15 protein-coding genes are annotated in these 15988 nt (G+C 41.1%); 8 read left to right on the top strand and 7 right to left on the bottom strand.

Annotated elements, in window-relative coordinates; genetic code table 11:
• Nucleotides 1-56: 56 nt before the first annotated feature.
• Nucleotides 57-302 carry a YgaP family membrane protein gene (locus BM266_RS13855; RefSeq protein ID WP_139220654.1) on the top strand — a complete coding sequence of 82 codons (246 nt, stop codon included), beginning with the start codon at nt 57-59 and terminating at the stop codon, nt 300-302.
• 175 nt (nt 303-477) lie between these two features.
• On the opposite strand, the gene BM266_RS13850 is transcribed toward BM266_RS13855, so the two are convergent.
• Nucleotides 478-1884 (bottom strand): glycosyltransferase family 2 protein, encoded by a 1407-nt coding sequence (locus BM266_RS13850; RefSeq protein WP_093410747.1) that lies wholly within the window; start codon nt 1882-1884, stop codon nt 478-480.
• A gap of 343 nt (nt 1885-2227) precedes the next feature.
• Here BM266_RS13850 and BM266_RS13840 point away from each other — a divergent pair, with 343 nt between their 5' ends.
• The gene (locus BM266_RS13840) at nt 2228-2683 is read left to right on the top strand and encodes a universal stress protein (protein WP_093410743.1); all 456 of its coding nucleotides are present in this window, start codon (nt 2228-2230) and stop codon (nt 2681-2683) included.
• 86 nt (nt 2684-2769) lie between these two features.
• Here the strand turns inward: BM266_RS13840 and BM266_RS13835 are convergent, their stop codons facing one another.
• Nucleotides 2770-3591 (bottom strand): DUF7282 domain-containing protein, encoded by an 822-nt coding sequence (locus tag BM266_RS13835; RefSeq protein WP_093410740.1) that lies wholly within the window; start codon nt 3589-3591, stop codon nt 2770-2772.
• 513 nt (nt 3592-4104) lie between these two features.
• A complete protein-coding gene (locus BM266_RS13830) occupies nt 4105-4662 on the bottom strand; it encodes a DUF4494 domain-containing protein (RefSeq protein ID WP_093410739.1) in 558 nt (185 codons plus the stop codon).
• A 480-nt stretch (nt 4663-5142) separates the two neighbouring features.
• Here BM266_RS13830 and BM266_RS13825 point away from each other — a divergent pair, with 480 nt between their 5' ends.
• The 5 genes from BM266_RS13825 to BM266_RS13805 all read left to right on the top strand — a co-directional run bounded on the left by BM266_RS13825 (nt 5143) and on the right by BM266_RS13805 (nt 11267).
• Complete coding sequence (locus tag BM266_RS13825) at nt 5143-6150, top strand: TlpA disulfide reductase family protein (protein ID WP_093410737.1); 1008 nt, start codon at nt 5143-5145, stop codon at nt 6148-6150.
• A 165-nt stretch (nt 6151-6315) separates the two neighbouring features.
• Entirely contained in the window at nt 6316-6969 is a 654-nt protein-coding gene (locus BM266_RS13820; RefSeq protein WP_093410735.1) for a hypothetical protein, read from the top strand.
• Between the two features lie 247 nt (nt 6970-7216).
• Entirely contained in the window at nt 7217-8059 is an 843-nt protein-coding gene (locus tag BM266_RS13815) for an aldo/keto reductase (protein WP_093410733.1), read from the top strand.
• Between the two features lie 161 nt (nt 8060-8220).
• A complete protein-coding gene (locus BM266_RS13810; protein ID WP_093410731.1) occupies nt 8221-9966 on the top strand; it encodes a trypsin-like peptidase domain-containing protein in 1746 nt (581 codons plus the stop codon).
• Nucleotides 9967-10265: 299 nt separating this feature from the next.
• Nucleotides 10266-11267, top strand: a complete 1002-nt coding sequence (locus BM266_RS13805) for a lipoate--protein ligase (protein ID WP_093410730.1) — start codon at nt 10266-10268, stop codon at nt 11265-11267.
• 150 nt (nt 11268-11417) lie between these two features.
• On the opposite strand, the gene BM266_RS13800 is transcribed toward BM266_RS13805, so the two are convergent.
• The gene (locus tag BM266_RS13800; RefSeq protein ID WP_093410727.1) at nt 11418-11879 is read right to left on the bottom strand and encodes a DinB family protein; all 462 of its coding nucleotides are present in this window, start codon (nt 11877-11879) and stop codon (nt 11418-11420) included.
• A gap of 516 nt (nt 11880-12395) precedes the next feature.
• On the opposite strand from BM266_RS13800, the gene BM266_RS13795 reads away from it, so the two are divergent.
• Nucleotides 12396-12935, top strand: a complete 540-nt coding sequence (locus tag BM266_RS13795; protein ID WP_093410725.1) for a hemerythrin domain-containing protein — start codon at nt 12396-12398, stop codon at nt 12933-12935.
• Nucleotides 12936-13141: 206 nt separating this feature from the next.
• On the opposite strand, the gene BM266_RS13790 is transcribed toward BM266_RS13795, so the two are convergent.
• The 3 genes from BM266_RS13790 to BM266_RS13780 form a co-directional block, all read right to left on the bottom strand.
• Nucleotides 13142-13654: a gamma carbonic anhydrase family protein gene (locus BM266_RS13790; protein ID WP_093410723.1), complete on the bottom strand. Its 513-nt coding sequence runs from the start codon at nt 13652-13654 to the stop codon at nt 13142-13144.
• 56 nt (nt 13655-13710) lie between these two features.
• On the bottom strand, nt 13711-15204 hold the full coding sequence (locus BM266_RS13785) for a flavin monoamine oxidase family protein (RefSeq protein ID WP_093410721.1): 1494 nt from the start codon (nt 15202-15204) through the stop codon (nt 13711-13713).
• A gap of 246 nt (nt 15205-15450) precedes the next feature.
• Nucleotides 15451-15933 carry a DinB family protein gene (locus BM266_RS13780; RefSeq protein ID WP_093410719.1) on the bottom strand — a complete coding sequence of 161 codons (483 nt, stop codon included), beginning with the start codon at nt 15931-15933 and terminating at the stop codon, nt 15451-15453.
• Between the last annotated feature and the right edge of the window lie 55 nt (nt 15934-15988).

Raw genomic sequence — 15988 nt, 5'->3', positions numbered from 1 at the left:
GTTCTAATTTTTCTTAAATTAAGAAGACAGAATTAGGGTTGAAAAAATCAAATGTTATGAAAGAAAATGTAGGTAAACAAGATCAGCTCATCCGCAGCATTGCAGGTCCCGCCTTAATTGGAGTAGGATACTTGGCGTTGGGTGGAAATAAAGGAAAAATTGAAGGTCTTGTCTCCATAGTGGTGGGAACCCTTCTTACAGAGAGTGCCATTACCAAAGTCTGCCCCGTGAATTATTTTTTCGGTATTGACTCTCGGAAACGTAAAAGTCCTGTCAAAAAGATCAGGGAAGCTCTTATCTAAGCCTGGTAAGTCGAAAATGTATTATGGGCGATGAAGGAATGTAGAAGACAAAGCGGAATCCATAAGAATCCCGCTTTTTTCTTTCAACCAGTTATGTTCAGAATTATCTCCAAAGTAAAGCTCAAAACTCCTAAGGAATCCTTCTTTTTAACTTTTAATATCAACTTCTTGTGACTTACCCACGGGTAAGCCATCCCCTTTTACTCGCGGTGGCAATAGCGTATGGAGTGATCCAGAATAGGCCAAAGGTATAGAGAATGCTGTAGGAATACGCCCAGAAGGATTCGGATAAGTTATATCTCTTCGCATAGAACAGCACCGGGAAGCTCGACCAGATCAAGATGCTCAGAAGGGTTGAACTTAAGAACAGGACAGGATCCATAGAGATGAAGAAAAGCATCATCAAAATTGTAGGGTAGCTCATCACCAGCTTCAATACCTGGTTAAGGAATAGCAGTCGCGATCCTGTTTTGGAGCTTTCCCTGAAATCGGTGAATACATATTTTGCCATTGCAATATTCTCACGAACATTACTTCTCCCCCATCTGATAAACATTTTATAGAGTCCGGTGTATTTTTCGGGCACATTGGTATAGGCGAAGGCGTTTCTCTGAAAGAGGACGTGATACCCCTGCTTCAGGATCATGTTAGTCATAGCACGATCCTCTCCGATATCTGAAGCTTTCCCCATAAAGGTCTGGTTGATCCATTCATCAAGACAGCCAAAAACAGCTTTTCTTCTGTAGGCAGCCAGAGCACCCGGGGTACAAAGCACCGATTCCAAACTGCTTTCAGCAGAGCGAACAAACTCGAAACTCAGGACGAAGCTCACATCCAGCATCTTGGGCAGCATAGCCTTTTTTTCGTTGTTGAGAACGCGAATGTTCCCCGCTACCGCTCCACATTTTTCGTTAACTATGAAAGGACTCACCAGGTTGCGCAAGGTATCATTGGTAACTTCAGAATCGCTGTCTACAGTGACAAAAACCTCCCCGGTTCCAATGTTAAATCCGCGGTAGAGGGCGTGACGCTTTCCTTTGTTTTGAGGTTGTTGATAGATGCTCACACGATCACCCAGTTCCCGTTTAGCCTTCAGCATCCATTCCCAGGTATCATCCTTACTCCCGTCGTCAATGGCCAGTAACTCCAGCTTATGGGCAGGATAGTCACTTTTTGCCAGGCTCATCAGTGTAGCCCATACCTGCTTTCCTTCATTGTAGGCAGGCACTATCACGGTGCAGGTGGGTAGGTTCTCATTGCTTACTGAGGAAATCGGTTTATAGCGCAGGTAGAGATACAGGTTATAGAAAAAGAATCCGGCTCTGAATAAAAGCAAGAAACCTGTGATCACAAAAATGGCCATTCCCCAGGTTGAATTAAGGCCATCAAGATTATATCGGCTGAAATCACCTTGTAAGGCATAAACCAGATATGCGGCACCAAAAAGTAGGGCCAGGCTACTTACCCGTACCATTATCCCTCTGAGATCCCTGGCCTTGTTTTTCTGTTTGGAAAATTCATTAAAAGCAGACTTATCTGCGGAAGAAATTACTTGATCTGAAGCTATGGTATTAGTTTTCATTCTTTTTTGTTTTTACCTGATCCTGATGGTTTCCTATCACCAACACGATACCCGCCAGCCTAAGCAATCCACGTACCAACTTACTAAAAGGTTCATCCTGAAGCCTATGTTTTTATCTATCCGGAATGAACTGGGGAATTTTTCCACGATTTTATGGTCAAATGTTCCCGGTTATCTGTTCTCTGTTCCTGTGGGTTCTCTGTTTCCGGTTGCTTCGAACATTTGACTCATTTTTTGTCCTCATAGCCTGATCTATTAGCCCTAAAACTCAACTGCTGGAAAGGGGTTAATTCTAAAAGTGTTTTATTTTTCTTAAGTTTAAAATTCATAAAATCAAATCTATATGAAAAACATATTAGTGGCCATAGACCGAAAGCAAGAGGCGGAACAATTAATAGCCAAGGCGGTGGAAATCGCAAAGCTTTCCAAAGCGAAGCTCTGGATCATACATGTGACAGAACCTGATCCCGATGATTTCCTCGCGCGGGAAGCCGGTCCGCAATATGTTTATGACAAGAGATCTGAAAAACGCAAAGAAGAGGCGGCGATTATCCAGGAATGGGTGGAAGCCCTTAAAAAAGAAAATGAAGTAGAGGCCGAAGGACTTTTAATTGAAGGCCCGGTTATTAAATCTCTCCGGAAAATTACAGAGAAACATCAAATCGACCTGGTGGTGGCCGGGCACCGAAAGAAGAACTTTCTCTATAGCCTGTTTACTGCGAACAAAAAGAAGGACCTTGTAGATGAACTTAATATTCCTTTACTTGCCGTTCCTTTGGATAAAAAACACTTGAAATAATTATAAAAACACCTCCGCCCGGAGGTGTTTTTAGTTGGAATAAACTCATAAATAATCTGATTTGAAACCATTAAACTTCCCATAGGTCAGTCAAAACTAAGCCTAAAGGAATCCATCACCATTTCATCATTTTCTGTTAAGACCGGTAGGTCAAGATCATCATCCACATTATATTCAAAAACCTGGTCTCCATCATCGGTATGTAATACCACCCACAGCAATTCATTATTTTCTATTTCCACATCATCTTCCAGATCAACCTTAAGATCAGTATGAGTTCCAGGATCAATAAAACGGGGGACTGAAAGTATTTCATTTAAATTCGGTGCTCCTTCTGCATCAGAATACACCACCACCCAACCGGAATGGCTATTAACTACAGAACTTATATTGAGTTTCCGGTTCTGCTCCAGTTCCTGATCATCTGCGCTTACACTACCTGTGGGATCCGGCAGATCGACAATAAAGAAATGGGCTACCAAACTTCCTGAAGACAATAAAATCGGTAAATCTGCCTGATTACTTATACTATACTCAAAGATCTTATCTCCGTCATCGGCGTGTAAATTCACCCAAAGCCTTTCTCCATCAACGAGCTCGATATTATTTTTAAGTCGGATACTAAATTCCAAATAATCACCAGCTGGCACATATTCCGGCATGGAAATTATCTCAGTCATTATGGGCTCATTACTTCCGTTGTCCCTTCTTACCACGATCCATCCATTTTTACTAATAGACAAATCTTCTACAACCACCATTTCCCCATCCAAAGGTTGATCGGGAAGCGTAAAACTTCCGGTTGGTTCATCAATTCGAGGAACCTCATCATCATCGTCACTGCAGGAGGTAAAACCTACCGATACAGCAAGCACGATCAGCAGCAAAATTTCTTTTCTAAACAGCATGGCACTTAGCTTTGAATTAAAAATTCTTTTTAAATGTGAACTTTGATCTAAATGATAGAGTTCACGAGCGGAGGTGACCAAGGCTTAACTATTAAATATATCTCTTATTAAGAACAGGGGAAATGATATATGTCAATCTTGAGTAGCAGGATTTTTGTGTTCGTGCATTCGTGACGTTGTGACGGAGTGATGGAGTGACGTTGGGTTCTTATAGGGATGAGATCCCGGATCATCCCGATGGCTATCGGGACGGGATGACGGTCATTTGATTCGGGATTCGTGAGTTGGTTAATTCGTAAAGCAGTGATGCAGTGAGGTTGGTAGCTTTTAGGGAGGAGATTCCGGATCGAGTCCGGGATGACGATCATTCAACTTAGTCCGTTCTACCTTAAAGATGGAAAGAGCTTCGATCATCCTCCCTCCGGTCGGGCACAGCCTGACACGAAAAAAGGGTTCGACTTTATCAGTCAAACCCTTTTAGTAAAGATTAAATCTTTGAGAGATATTTTATACCTATGCTTTTAGTTCTGCCGATTCTTCTGTAGTCTCTGCTTCGGAGACTTGAGTTTCTTCTGCTTTCACTTCTCCTGTAGTTTCAGAATCCTCAAGGACATTGAATTTCTCCAGTTGTTCTTCTTCCCCGGTGAAATATGGGAATACATCCAGGATGGGAGATTCTGTAATAGACGGGATGGTGTAATCGCCCATAGTATCTTCCATGGCTTTGGTGGTATTCTCAAAAGCCTCTTTTACATCGTTGGCCTGCACCAGTAAATAAATATTGGTCTTCTTTTCTTTCCCGCTTTCTTCATCAAGGGCTACCAAAGAAACCTTTGATTTGAACCACCTGTCTGAGTTTTCGAAGGGGTGGACTTCTGAAAAGTTGGCGACCTTTATATTCATTATTCTGAAATCTTCACTGGTATAAGCCTTCATCTCCTCAGTGATCCTTGACTCTGCCTCTGTAAAAGACACCGCATCCAGCAAATAGGTGTCGGTGCTTATTTTTTGCTCTCCTGTGTCGTGTGTTTTTTTGTATTTCACCTTACATTCATACCAAGTTACGCTCATATCATTTTTTTTAGGGTCCCAAAAATAGAATTAATAACAGGCCTGCTGAATAATCGAGAGAATAGATATTCACAAATTTTCTTTTCCGGTATCAGACTTATTTTTCTTCGAGCTGCCGAAGGGATATCTTTGGTAAAAGATGAATTAAATCGCTCATCCTAATACTCACACTCTCTGCTTTTCTTCTGTTAAAAAATAAACAAACCGACAACAAAAGCTTCCGGATTTTGCTGTTTTCTTACTTTCGGGCGGTAAAATCCTAAAAGCTTTAAGAAATTTTTTATAGATTTACCTACCAACACATTTTACAGCAGCTATTCTTCCCTATGAGTCTTGTGCTGTAATAACTTATAAATCTTTAAAACATACTTTTAATCCCCAACAAATTGACTAAAAGGATTAAAACAGGTACGTTATAAAGAGTCGTAAACAAGGCTAAAGAAAGATTCAGTAACTTTTAATGTAATTAAATTACTACCTATGACTTCAAAAAAATTAATTATTCTCTGTTTAATAACGGTCAATACTCTTGTAGCTCAAAAGAACGAATTTTCACTAACCGGAAAAACATCAGATATTGAAGATAACACCTATTTATATTTCCGGGATTTAGCCAACGGAGGCAATATTGATTCTGCTTTGGTGCGTAACAACACCTTTAAGTTTACTACCACCCTTCCCGAACCTGTATTATTTGTAATGCTATTTAAAAAGGACAAAACAAAGTTCACTGAATTGTGGCTTGAAAACAGACCTATGACCTTTGATGCCACAAAAGGAGATTTTAAAAATGCAGTGGTTACCGGCTCGAGAAATCACAGCTTGGCAAAGGAAATGAAAGATAAGGTTTATGCTAATGCCGGAGAAATTTCAGATGACATAAAAAACCAGAGGGAAAAGGATTTTATAAACAAGCATCCCGATGCTTTAGTAAGTGCATACATTCTAACAATGGCGAACAGACGATGGAACCAGCAGGAAATTGCGGAGTTCTATGCAAAACTTTCACCCGAAATACAAACCTCTTCTATTGGACAGAAGGTTGCAAAATTTTTGGAAAAAGATATGCCTGAAATAGGTGAAAAATATATGGACTTTGAAATTTCTAATAAAGAAAATAAGACTCAAAAGCTTTCGGAACTTACTGGAGAATTAACTCTCATTCAATTTTGGTCTTCCACTTGTGCTGGAAGTAGAATGATGAATGAAAAGTTGCGAAAGATATATGAAGATTATCATCCTGACGGACTAAATATAATTAGTATCTCAAAAGATAATTCCAGAGGAAACTGGATAAAGGCTATAAATGAAGATAATATTACATGGCCACAGTGCAGTAATTTAAATGGCTGGGACGGTGAAGTATTTCAAGCATATGGAGTTTCATCCACTCCATCAAATATTCTTATTGACAAGAATGGAATCATTATCGGAAAAAATTTAATGAGTAAAGATTTGAAAAATAAAATAATTGAAAATTTAAATTAATCCGGAACTCGCCCAATTTACAACAGCGCTCACCACAAATAAAGGTTTGCCGGAAAAATGCAATTTAGTAAACCAGGAAACAAATGGTTAATCCAACAAGTCCGCATCCCTATTCCCGCAACTTGCGGTAAGTAAAACCTTTATGTGCAAGTTAAAAACACTAGAATGCAAAAATTTTATACTGATTATAAAGGCCAATTAAGGAGTGGAAACGTGGAACTGTTTCTGCAGATTTCTATAGATTTATATCTACAAATCTTAGATGTCAACTCCGAAATTGAGAACTATCAAAAGAAATTAAATCCAGAATCTATTCCCGATACTCAAAAATTTGTACAAGAAAGAGTCGATTATATGGACCAGTTAGGTTTTTTAAATAAGAAAAAATACAAGCTTGCTAATCAGGGTGTGATTATTCTGTCTACATATTACGAAGCACTTATTAACGAAATAGGCGTTGTCGAACTTGGTTCAAAATATTACAAAGAAAATTTGGATAAGTTATCTGTTCAGGCCAAATGGGAAATAGTTATGAAGCTGATTTATTCGAAAAGTATAGATAGAGGTTCTAAAGACTTCGAATCATTAAATAAGATTATCTCACTCCGAAATAAATTAGTTCATTATAAAACCAAAACATTAGAGAAACCGACAAAAGAAACCTTGAAGGAAGAAAAAGAGAGTGCTAAAGGAATTATGAAAGAATTTGAAATAGCAATTAAAAGCTTAAAAGGATTTCATCTTCAGTTACGTAAAATTGACGAGGAAAAAGAAGTTTTAAAATTTTTCAGGTTTTCAACAGAATTAGAACGTATTTAATCAGCATACAGCAAAGAACTAAGCTAAATTCCAGGCATTTTAATCCAATTTTGATACATAATTTTCAATATAAGGCAAACCTGATTTAGCGATTTCAAATATTGGTATCACCGAAAAATTGTAATTTTAGTAACCAGGATAGGAAATGATTAAGCCCAGTTTTGCGCCCCCCTACTCCCGCGTTGGAGGAGACCGTGAGCAATCATTGGAAGAATCAAACCTATTTTAAGAAAATGACTTTAGTTTTATGAAAAAAATCATCTTAAATAACGGGATCGAATTACCGGCTGTTGGCTTCGGCACCTATAAAGCTACAGAGGAAGAGGGAAATGAAGCGGTCTCAAGCGCAATCTCTAATGGGTATCGTCTAATTGATACAGCGGCAAAATACGGGAACGAAGAAGCTATTGGAAAAGGAATAAAAGCCAGTGGTGTTGCCAGGGAAGATATTTTTATAACCACTAAATTATGGCGGGAAAATCTGGGATACAGCTCAACTAAAATAGAGTTTGAAAAATCTTTAAAAAAGCTGGATACAGATTACCTTGACCTATATTTAATACACTGGCCTGCAAATGCTAAAAATTACGATAACTGGCAAAAAACCAATGCCGATACCTGGCGGGCCATGGAGGAATTACAAGCCGAAGGCAAAATAAGAGCTATTGGGGTTAGTAATTTTTTCCGGGAACATTTAGAAGCCTTATTTCAAACCGCCAATGTGATCCCGGCAATCAATCAAATAGAATTTCATCCGGGGTATTGGCAAAAGGAATTGGTAGAATTCTGTAAGAGTCAGAATATAGTGGTTCAGGCCTGGTCGCCTCTGGCAAGAGGGAAAGTTTTTAAGAATGAAGTCTTAAAAGCAATTGCCGGCAACCACAAGAGATCTGTTGCACAGGTTTGTTTGAGATGGATCATTCAGCATGAGGTGATTCCCATTCCAAAATCCACATCCCCCGAAAGGATTAAAGAAAATATCGATCTGTTCGATTTTGAATTGACCAAAACAGAAATGGAAGAAATCGATAAGCTACCGGAAATGGGGTTCAGCGGGGAATTGCCTAATAACTGGCCGGAGAGAATTTAAACCTTAACCCTGCAAGGGTTTAGAACCCTTGCAGAGATAGACAGAAGCCTTGCAGGGTTAAAAAGATTTTTCAGTAACTTTACTTGATTATTCAGGAATTCCCCGATCCTCCTACGCTATGTTTTATAAGGAAATCTTGTGCCCACTAAAATGAACTTAGAATGAAAATAAAATTCCTACTCCTGTTTTCCCTTTTACTTATTACCGGAACTGCAATAGGACAAAGCCAGAAAAAATATTATTATGATGAAGAGTGGAATGGCACCTCGGCCTCAAAGGCAGACTTTTACAGAGTTGTAAACTATGACAGCCAGGATAAGCCGGTAGGAGAAGTCAGGGATTATTTTATCACGGGAGAGTTACAATCTGTAATAGACGGGGCGCTATATATCGATAAGGCTGACGATTCAAAATCTATCTTTACCGGACATAGCCGGGGGGTTTTAAAAGACGGTAGGAAACAATTTGAGAGCCTCTATGACCAAACCGGTAACCTTATAAATCATAAGACCTGGTTTGAAAACGGCAATTTACAGATGGAAGCCGAATATAAGAATGGGGAATACCACGGGGATTATAATTTATATTACGAATCGGGTAAGCTTTACCGCAGCCTATCTTTTTCCAATGGGGAAATGATTGGGAAGTTCTTCACCGAATGCGATGAATTTGAGAATTGTCAGAAGGTATTTTACGAGTCTTTCTATACTGCTGAAAATGAAAACGGCTGGAACCTCAACGCTGATGAAAAGGAATTTAAAAGCAATATAATTTCAGGCCAGGGATTAAAAATGAAGAGTTCCGGGACAACATTTCAGCAAACAGTTAACGTTCCGCTCTCCCTTTCAGAAAACTTCTCTATTGAAACAATTGTAGATTTCAAATCCGGCGATAATAACAACAGTCATGGCCTGATCTGGGGTTTCAGAGATTGGGATAATTATTACTATTTTTCAATTACGGCAAACGGTTATTTCAGAATAGGAGGCAAAACCGAAGGGATTAATCTCGAACTCGCAGACTGGACCGAATCTGATAAAATCAATAAAGATTTTGAAAGGAATCTTTTAAAGATCCTGAAAGTAGATGATAAGATCTATTATTCCATTAATGGCGGGGTGGTGTTTTCTGATGACTTTTATTCCTTCCGCGGAAATAATACAGGATTTGTAATTTCCGGGAGTAAAGAAGTGTTGTTCGAAAACCTGATCGTAAGACAGGACATCCCCGGAGCACTGGTGTCCAATAGTCGGCCTGTATCCAGCGCCCCGGGATGGAAAGGAAACGGCACCGGCTTTTTTATCAGCAAAGACGGGTATCTGGCCACCAATTATCATGTAATTGAAGACGCTTCACAAATAGAAATTGAATTCATAAGGAATGGGCAGAAGATCCGGTACGAGGCGCAGGTCATCCAAAGTGACAGGCAAAATGACCTTGCTATCCTGAAGATCAAAGATGCTTCATTTACCCCCTTTGATGAGCTACCCTATATTTTTGGAACAGAATTATCTGATATCGGCACTAATGTGTTCGCACTAGGCTATCCTATGGCCTTATCTGTAATGGGTACTGAAATAAAATTTACCGATGGTAAAATAAGTTCAAAAACCGGTTTCCAGGGAGATATTTCTACTTACCAAATGACCACCCCTATCCAACCCGGAAATAGCGGCGGCCCTTTATTCGACTTTGACGGGAAATTAATCGGAATAAATTCGGCTATCATTAGCCCCGACCTTGCCGATAATGTTTCCTATGCTATCAAATCGAGTTATCTAAAAAATTTAATAGACGTTCTCCCCGCTTCCCTGGTTTTACCTGATGATAATAATATCACTAGCAAAAGCCTGACAGAAAAGATCAAACTCCTCTCTGATTATGTGGTGATGATAAAGACTAAGTAGTGGATTGGTTAATTAGGAATCCGTTAATTCGTTAATTCGGGATTCGTTAATTGGTTAATTGGATGCGCTGTATGAGATCCCGAGTCGGGCCCGGGATGACGCTTCTTTTGTGATTCGGGATTCGTTATGTCGGGTTTCTGTTGTCGGTTGTTTCGCATTGATCCCAATTATGATGAGATCCCGGATCGAGTCCGGGCTGACGTTTCTTTTGTGGTTCGGGATTAAGGATTGTTTTTTCCTATCGCTAATGAGGCCGGAGGCTTTCTGAATTAATTATATTTGCGTAAAACCCAAATGAAATGATCTTCATCGAGAACGAAGGAGTTAACAATCCGAGACTGAACCTGGCATTAGAGGAGTATGCCTTAAGAAATTTTAGTGCCGATACCGATTATTTACTCTTCTATATCAATGCGCCCTCCATTATCATTGGCCGCAATCAGAACACCCTGGAGGAGATCAACCAGGGCTATGTCGATGAGAAGGATATCCAGGTGGTAAGGCGGGTTTCCGGCGGCGGTGCGGTGTACCACGACTTCGGAAATCTCAACTTCAGCTTTATCACCAACCACGACGTAAAGAGTCTGAACAATTTCAAAAAGTTCACGGCACCGGTGATCAAGGTTTTAAAGAGTATGGGCCTTGATGCCGAACTCAAGGGCCGTAACGACATCCAGGTAGAGGAAAAGAAGATTTCTGGTACCGCCCAGTTTTCCACAGGCAAACGAATGATAAGCCACGGTACCCTCCTACTGGACACCGAGCTGGGGGAAGTTGCCAATGCCCTGAATGTGAAGATGAGCAAGATCCAGTCTAAGGGCCACAAATCGGTGCGCAGCCGGGTGGCGAATATCCAGGAGTTTTTAAAGGATTCGATGAAAATCGAGGATTTCCGAAGTCGGCTTTTAAAAGGCCTCTATGAGGAGAGCGAGGATTTTGAGCGCTACTACCTCAGCTCCGAAGAATGGAAAGCCGTGCATCGCTTGAAAGAAGAGAAATACGATACCTGGGATTGGAATTACGGGCGTTCCCCGAAATTCAACATTCAACGCAGCAAACGTTTCTCCGTGGGAGAGGTCGATCTGCGGATCTTCGTGGAAAAAGGCCATATCAAAGATTTTAAGATCTTCGGGGATTTCTTCGGAAAAGAACCTGTAGAAAATCTGGAAAAACTCCTGGTTGGTGCCCGCTACGAAAAAGAGGATATTTATGAACTGCTGAAGGATATTGAATTAAAAGAATATTTTGGAGAGATCCCTCATCTTGAGTTTATTGAGTTGGTGTATGGGGAGGATAGTTAGACATTGGACGTTAGTCTTTAGTCATTAGTCTTTTGGGGTTTAGCGTTCAATGTTTCCCCTTTGTGATGAGATCCCGGTTCAAGCCCGGGATGACGGGTTAATTCAGATCTGGTCAGGGCCCGGGATGACGTTTTTTGTGCTTACCTCTTTTTAATTCTGAACCTCTCCGTATTTTTTAATGATGGCCAGTTGCCCGGCGTGGTAGGTGGTGTGGGAGATGATCCTTCCGAAGGCTTCGGCTTTGGTTTTGGTGCCGAATTCTTTGGTGCTGATCTCTGTTTCCCAGTCTGCGTCGCTTTGTTTTTCTACAATAGCTTTTAATTTCTCCAGGGATTCAGCAACATAGGCTTTGAGTTCTTCAAGCTTAGTCCACTCTCCGGTATCTTTTTGCGCGATCACTGTTTTAGCGACTACCTTCACCCCCGAATCTCCAAAAACATTTTTGGCAAAAAGCAGTTCTACATCGCCTATGTGTCGAATTAGAAATCCTACCGAATTTGGGGATCCCAGTCTTTTTTTCAGGTCATCGGCGCTGAGATCATCCAGCAAGTTGGAAAATCGGGTGCGGGCTTCCAGCCATAATTCCAGTAATGTTTCGGTTTTGGTTTTCATGAGTTTTCTTCTTGAGAATTTGCTAGTCTAATTTACGAATTTAGTTTGTTAGTCTTTAGGCTTTGGTTGGTAGATGCCGTGGTGGTTTAAGATTTAATAAACTAAGCTTGCTAAGATATTAAGCACATGGTAGCGGTTGCAGAAGGAATACTTTTCTGACATTTCTTGTCAATCGGCTTATTCCGTGTTTATTTGCTGACTTGGTTATGTTCATTTTTTTGCTTGTCCAAAAAAACGAACCAAAAAAATGACACTTTTTTGCAGGTGTTTCCGTAGCGCTACCGCGCTCGGAACCGCACTTTCCCGGCTAAATTTTCTCCAAGGCTTCAAAAATTTTACGCCGGGAAAGTACTACACTCAAAAAAGACACTTTGATAATAAAATTATCAATATAAGTTATTATGGGATTTTAAAGAATTGATCTTAGTGTGGCAAGAACTGTACTAACCTAAGAAAACTATACTGATTTTTATCATTTCACTTCAGCTTCAGGCTTTCTACCTTTCATAAAAAATAATGAAGTCCTATCTATATATCATCCTAAGCCTTTTATTTCTGAGCAGCTGCAGAAATGAGGAAGAAACTGCGATTCCGCGGTTTAGCGTTAAACCTGAAGTGCCCGCCCAGATCTTAAAAGATCATAATTACTTTCTTGATAGACTAAAGCCGATCACTTCTTATGAAGATAGCACCGGGATAGTGGCAAAGGAGCTATATGAAGTGATGGAATTTCATTTTAAGGAAGAAGAAGATTATGTATTGCCTCCTTTGGGGATCCTGCCATTACTGGCTAAGGGTGAACTGCCGGAAGAGAGCGCAAAGATCATTCAGCTTACCGAAAAATTCAGGGAAAACAGGGACGCCATGCTGGCGGAACATCAAATGATCGGCCATTTTCTGAGCGAAATAATGGATGCTGCCCGCAGAGAAAACCACCCGGAACTTTCGGGATATGATAAGGCGCTCGAAAAACATGCTGAGCTGGAAGAGGAGATCTTATTTCCGGCCGTGCTGCTAATAGGAGATTATTTGAAAATCAAGGAGGAAGATCTTTGACAAGGTGCAAAAAAAAGAACAGGAGGGTGCAGTCCTCCTGTTCTTATAAAAGTATTAATTACTATTAACCAAAAAAGTAACCTGTTGGTCGGGCTGTCTGGGGACCCAACCGGTATTCTGACCGTATTCCAGACAGGAGCTAAATTAGGGATTAGAGGCAGTATGAAATATGATGAGCCTCATATTTTGGATAATAATTGAAAAACTTATTTTTTGAACCAGCCGCTATACATGATGTAATTCTTAGCGGTTTTTTCCAGATTGTTTCTCTGGTCTTCACTTAGTTTTTTGATCTTTCGCGCAGGAGTTCCGGCGTAGATATGTCCGGGTTCGCAGAAGGTATTTTCCAGGACCACGGCGCCGGCAGCAATAATGCAGTTCTCCCCTACTACCGCCTTATCCATTACAATAGCGCCCATCCCGATAAGGGCATTATCTTTTACTTCACAGCCATGCACGATGGCGTTGTGTCCAATAGAAACATTATTCCCAATAGTTGTAGCGGCTTTTTCATAAGTACAATGAATCACGGCCCCATCCTGGATATTAGTCCGGTCTCCTATCCGGATGGCATTCACATCTCCCCGAATTACAGCATTGAACCACACCGAACATTGATTTCCCATCACCACGTCGCCAACAATGGTGGCATTTTCAGCGAGGAAGCAATCTTTCCCAAATTCGGGGGTCTTTTCTTTTACGGGCAAAATAAGCGGCATAATTTATTTTTTTGGGAAAGTTAGGAATTTTTCGGCAGGAACAGGTCCGCAATCCGTTACCCCTTCAACGCATTGATCGCTTTTGCTACATTCGCTCCTGAGCGAAGCGCTCCCTCCATAGTACTCCGCAAAATACTGGTATATTCCCCGGCAAAATGGAAACGGCCATGAGGTTCCTGCAGCGCCTTTAGATATTTGGTCACATCTCCCGGAGCCGGGAAGCTGGGACCACCAAGGGCATAGGGATCTTCTCCCCAGGCTTTCACATAGGTGTCCTCATGATGATCTCCAATTTCGGGGAAGATCTTTTTAATTTCAGGAAGGAGTTTGTTTTCCAGTTCCTGTTTTTCCAGTTTTCCGAGAGCTTTTGCTCCTTTTCCCATCGCATAGCTTTCCAGTATCCCCGGATTTTCGGCGGGGTTTTGCGACATAGTATAAGGGGTGATTTGTTTCACAGGAAGATCGGTGTAAGCCGCTCCTGAAAGATCTTTCTCCAGCCAGAAGGCTTTATTGGTTTGGAAAAAGCTACGGGTAACATCAAGCACGGGTAGTTGCTGTAAGGCTTCGGCTTTAAGGACGGGCAAAGCAGGTTCAAAAGGAATCCCGGCAAGGACTGCTGCAGGGATAGTGCAGATCACATAATCCGCTTGATATTCGGTTTCACCTGCGTCGTTTTTCACCTCAACAAAGGCCTTATCATCGGATTCGCGAAGTCCGGTTACCCTGCTGTTATATTTGATCTTATCGCCAAGCTGCTTTGACATTGCAGCAGGCAGTTTATCATTGCCTCCTTTCAGCACAAAAAAAGAGGTTCCGCTCATAAAGAGTCCGAAATCAGAAACTGCCATGGAAAGCCCGGAGGTTTCTTTTGGTTCTGCGGCAAACCATTGTGTATTTTGCACCAATTTTATAGCGCCTTCGCTGGCACCCTGCCGCTTCATATAGTCATAGAGCGAGATTTCATCAAGGTCTATAAGCGGAGGTTGATCCCAGGCATCAGGGTTTAAATTTTCTTCAGGAAGAGGTTCCATAATATATTTAAAAACCAAGCCCATCGGATCCAGTTTCTTCTCCTCTTCAGTTAGCTCGTAAGGCCAGTCGGCGGTTTCTCCAAGCTTAGCTTCCAGTCTTTTTCCATTGAAATAGTAGACGACTTCTTTTTCGGGCAAGGGATAAGGAATACGCTCCAGCCCCAGTTCATCGATATATTTCAGGGACTGGGTATAGGTAGAGGAAAATCCCACAGCGCCTTCTTCAGCATATAAACCATCGGGAAAAGGATTACGGAGGGTAGAAACCCTGCCACCGGGACGATTGCGGGCTTCAAGAACGCTGACCTTATGCCCGGCCTTATCTAGTTCCCGGGCGGCGGCAAGACCTGCCAGCCCCGCGCCGAGAATAAGAATATCTTTGGGATTATTGGTTTTGGCCAGATTATTCGCTCCTGCCATAAGAGGAAAAAACATGCTGGCACCTAAGGCGCCCATTCCCAGGCTAAATTGTTGAATAAATTCTTTTCTGTTGATCTGTGTTGCATCCTTTAGTATCATAATTATTAAGATTGGTTATTCTAAATTATAACCACAGATAAGCAGGTTTAGAGATTACAGAAAGGGGATCAGGAAAACGTGTAATAATTTCGAAACCGACAAGGCTTTCGGTCTAAGATACTGAATTTTAAGGATATGCAAAAAAGGGTTTTAAGGCTAAGTGTTAACCTGAAGTCTGAACACAGAAAATGATGTCACTATTTTCTGTCAGTAGTGCGGCGGTATGTCTGTAAATTTCCCGGGATTTTAACTTAATTCCCCCTCACCCTGAAGGATTTTAAGGTAGGCAGATAATTGGCCACGGTGATAGATTTCGTGTTCCAGAAGTTTTTGCATAATGAACGACCAGATATTGCTTTGTTCCCCGAGTTCTCCGGTAACCTTCTCGTTCAGAGTATTTTCATCCATCGCCTGAATGATAGCGTGACGTTCTTTTTGAAGGGTTTTAAGACGTTGTTTAATCTCTTCAAATTCGGCATTTTCTACTTCGTAATGAGGCTCCTCTGAACCCAGATGCCATTCATAGGTTTTTTTTCCGGTTTGCAGCATCTCCAGGAAGAGCTCATCTACATTAATAAGATGTTTTGCAATATGGGCAAAGCTCATGGCATTATTGTTCAGACGCCAGTTCATAAAGCCTTCAGGCAGTCTTTCGAAGATCTCAAGGCTCTCATTCCTGATCTCCCAGGAGAATTCGGCCAGTTGGTTTGCATAGGCATTGCAGTCCATAATATTTCTTTTTGATTTGAACCTTTACAAAGTAGGAAAAACCGGAAGAGTTTAA

The organism is Salegentibacter flavus (assembly GCF_900115145.1).
GTDB classification, from domain to species: Bacteria; Bacteroidota; Bacteroidia; order Flavobacteriales; family Flavobacteriaceae; genus Salegentibacter; species Salegentibacter flavus.
Note: the sequence above shows the minus strand (reverse complement) of the source record. Positions and strands in the feature narration are given on the sequence as shown.

What these genes read in the sequence shown, in the direction of transcription:
- BM266_RS13855 (WP_139220654.1), top strand. Translation starts at nt 57, where the DNA reads ATGAAAGAAAATGTAGGTAAACAAGATCAGCTCATCCGCAGCATTGCA.
- BM266_RS13850 (WP_093410747.1), bottom strand. Translation starts at nt 1,884, where the DNA reads ATGAAAACTAATACCATAGCTTCAGATCAAGTAATTTCTTCCGCAGAT.
- BM266_RS13840 (WP_093410743.1), top strand. Translation starts at nt 2,228, where the DNA reads ATGAAAAACATATTAGTGGCCATAGACCGAAAGCAAGAGGCGGAACAA.
- BM266_RS13835 (WP_093410740.1), bottom strand. Translation starts at nt 3,591, where the DNA reads ATGCTGTTTAGAAAAGAAATTTTGCTGCTGATCGTGCTTGCTGTATCG.
- BM266_RS13830 (WP_093410739.1), bottom strand. Translation starts at nt 4,662, where the DNA reads ATGAGCGTAACTTGGTATGAATGTAAGGTGAAATACAAAAAAACACAC.
- BM266_RS13825 (WP_093410737.1), top strand. Translation starts at nt 5,143, where the DNA reads ATGACTTCAAAAAAATTAATTATTCTCTGTTTAATAACGGTCAATACT.
- BM266_RS13820 (WP_093410735.1), top strand. Translation starts at nt 6,316, where the DNA reads ATGCAAAAATTTTATACTGATTATAAAGGCCAATTAAGGAGTGGAAAC.
- BM266_RS13815 (WP_093410733.1), top strand. Translation starts at nt 7,217, where the DNA reads ATGAAAAAAATCATCTTAAATAACGGGATCGAATTACCGGCTGTTGGC.
- BM266_RS13810 (WP_093410731.1), top strand. Translation starts at nt 8,221, where the DNA reads ATGAAAATAAAATTCCTACTCCTGTTTTCCCTTTTACTTATTACCGGA.
- BM266_RS13805 (WP_093410730.1), top strand. Translation starts at nt 10,266, where the DNA reads ATGATCTTCATCGAGAACGAAGGAGTTAACAATCCGAGACTGAACCTG.
- BM266_RS13800 (WP_093410727.1), bottom strand. Translation starts at nt 11,879, where the DNA reads ATGAAAACCAAAACCGAAACATTACTGGAATTATGGCTGGAAGCCCGC.
- BM266_RS13795 (WP_093410725.1), top strand. Translation starts at nt 12,396, where the DNA reads ATGAAGTCCTATCTATATATCATCCTAAGCCTTTTATTTCTGAGCAGC.
- BM266_RS13790 (WP_093410723.1), bottom strand. Translation starts at nt 13,654, where the DNA reads ATGCCGCTTATTTTGCCCGTAAAAGAAAAGACCCCCGAATTTGGGAAA.
- BM266_RS13785 (WP_093410721.1), bottom strand. Translation starts at nt 15,204, where the DNA reads ATGATACTAAAGGATGCAACACAGATCAACAGAAAAGAATTTATTCAA.
- BM266_RS13780 (WP_093410719.1), bottom strand. Translation starts at nt 15,933, where the DNA reads ATGGACTGCAATGCCTATGCAAACCAACTGGCCGAATTCTCCTGGGAG.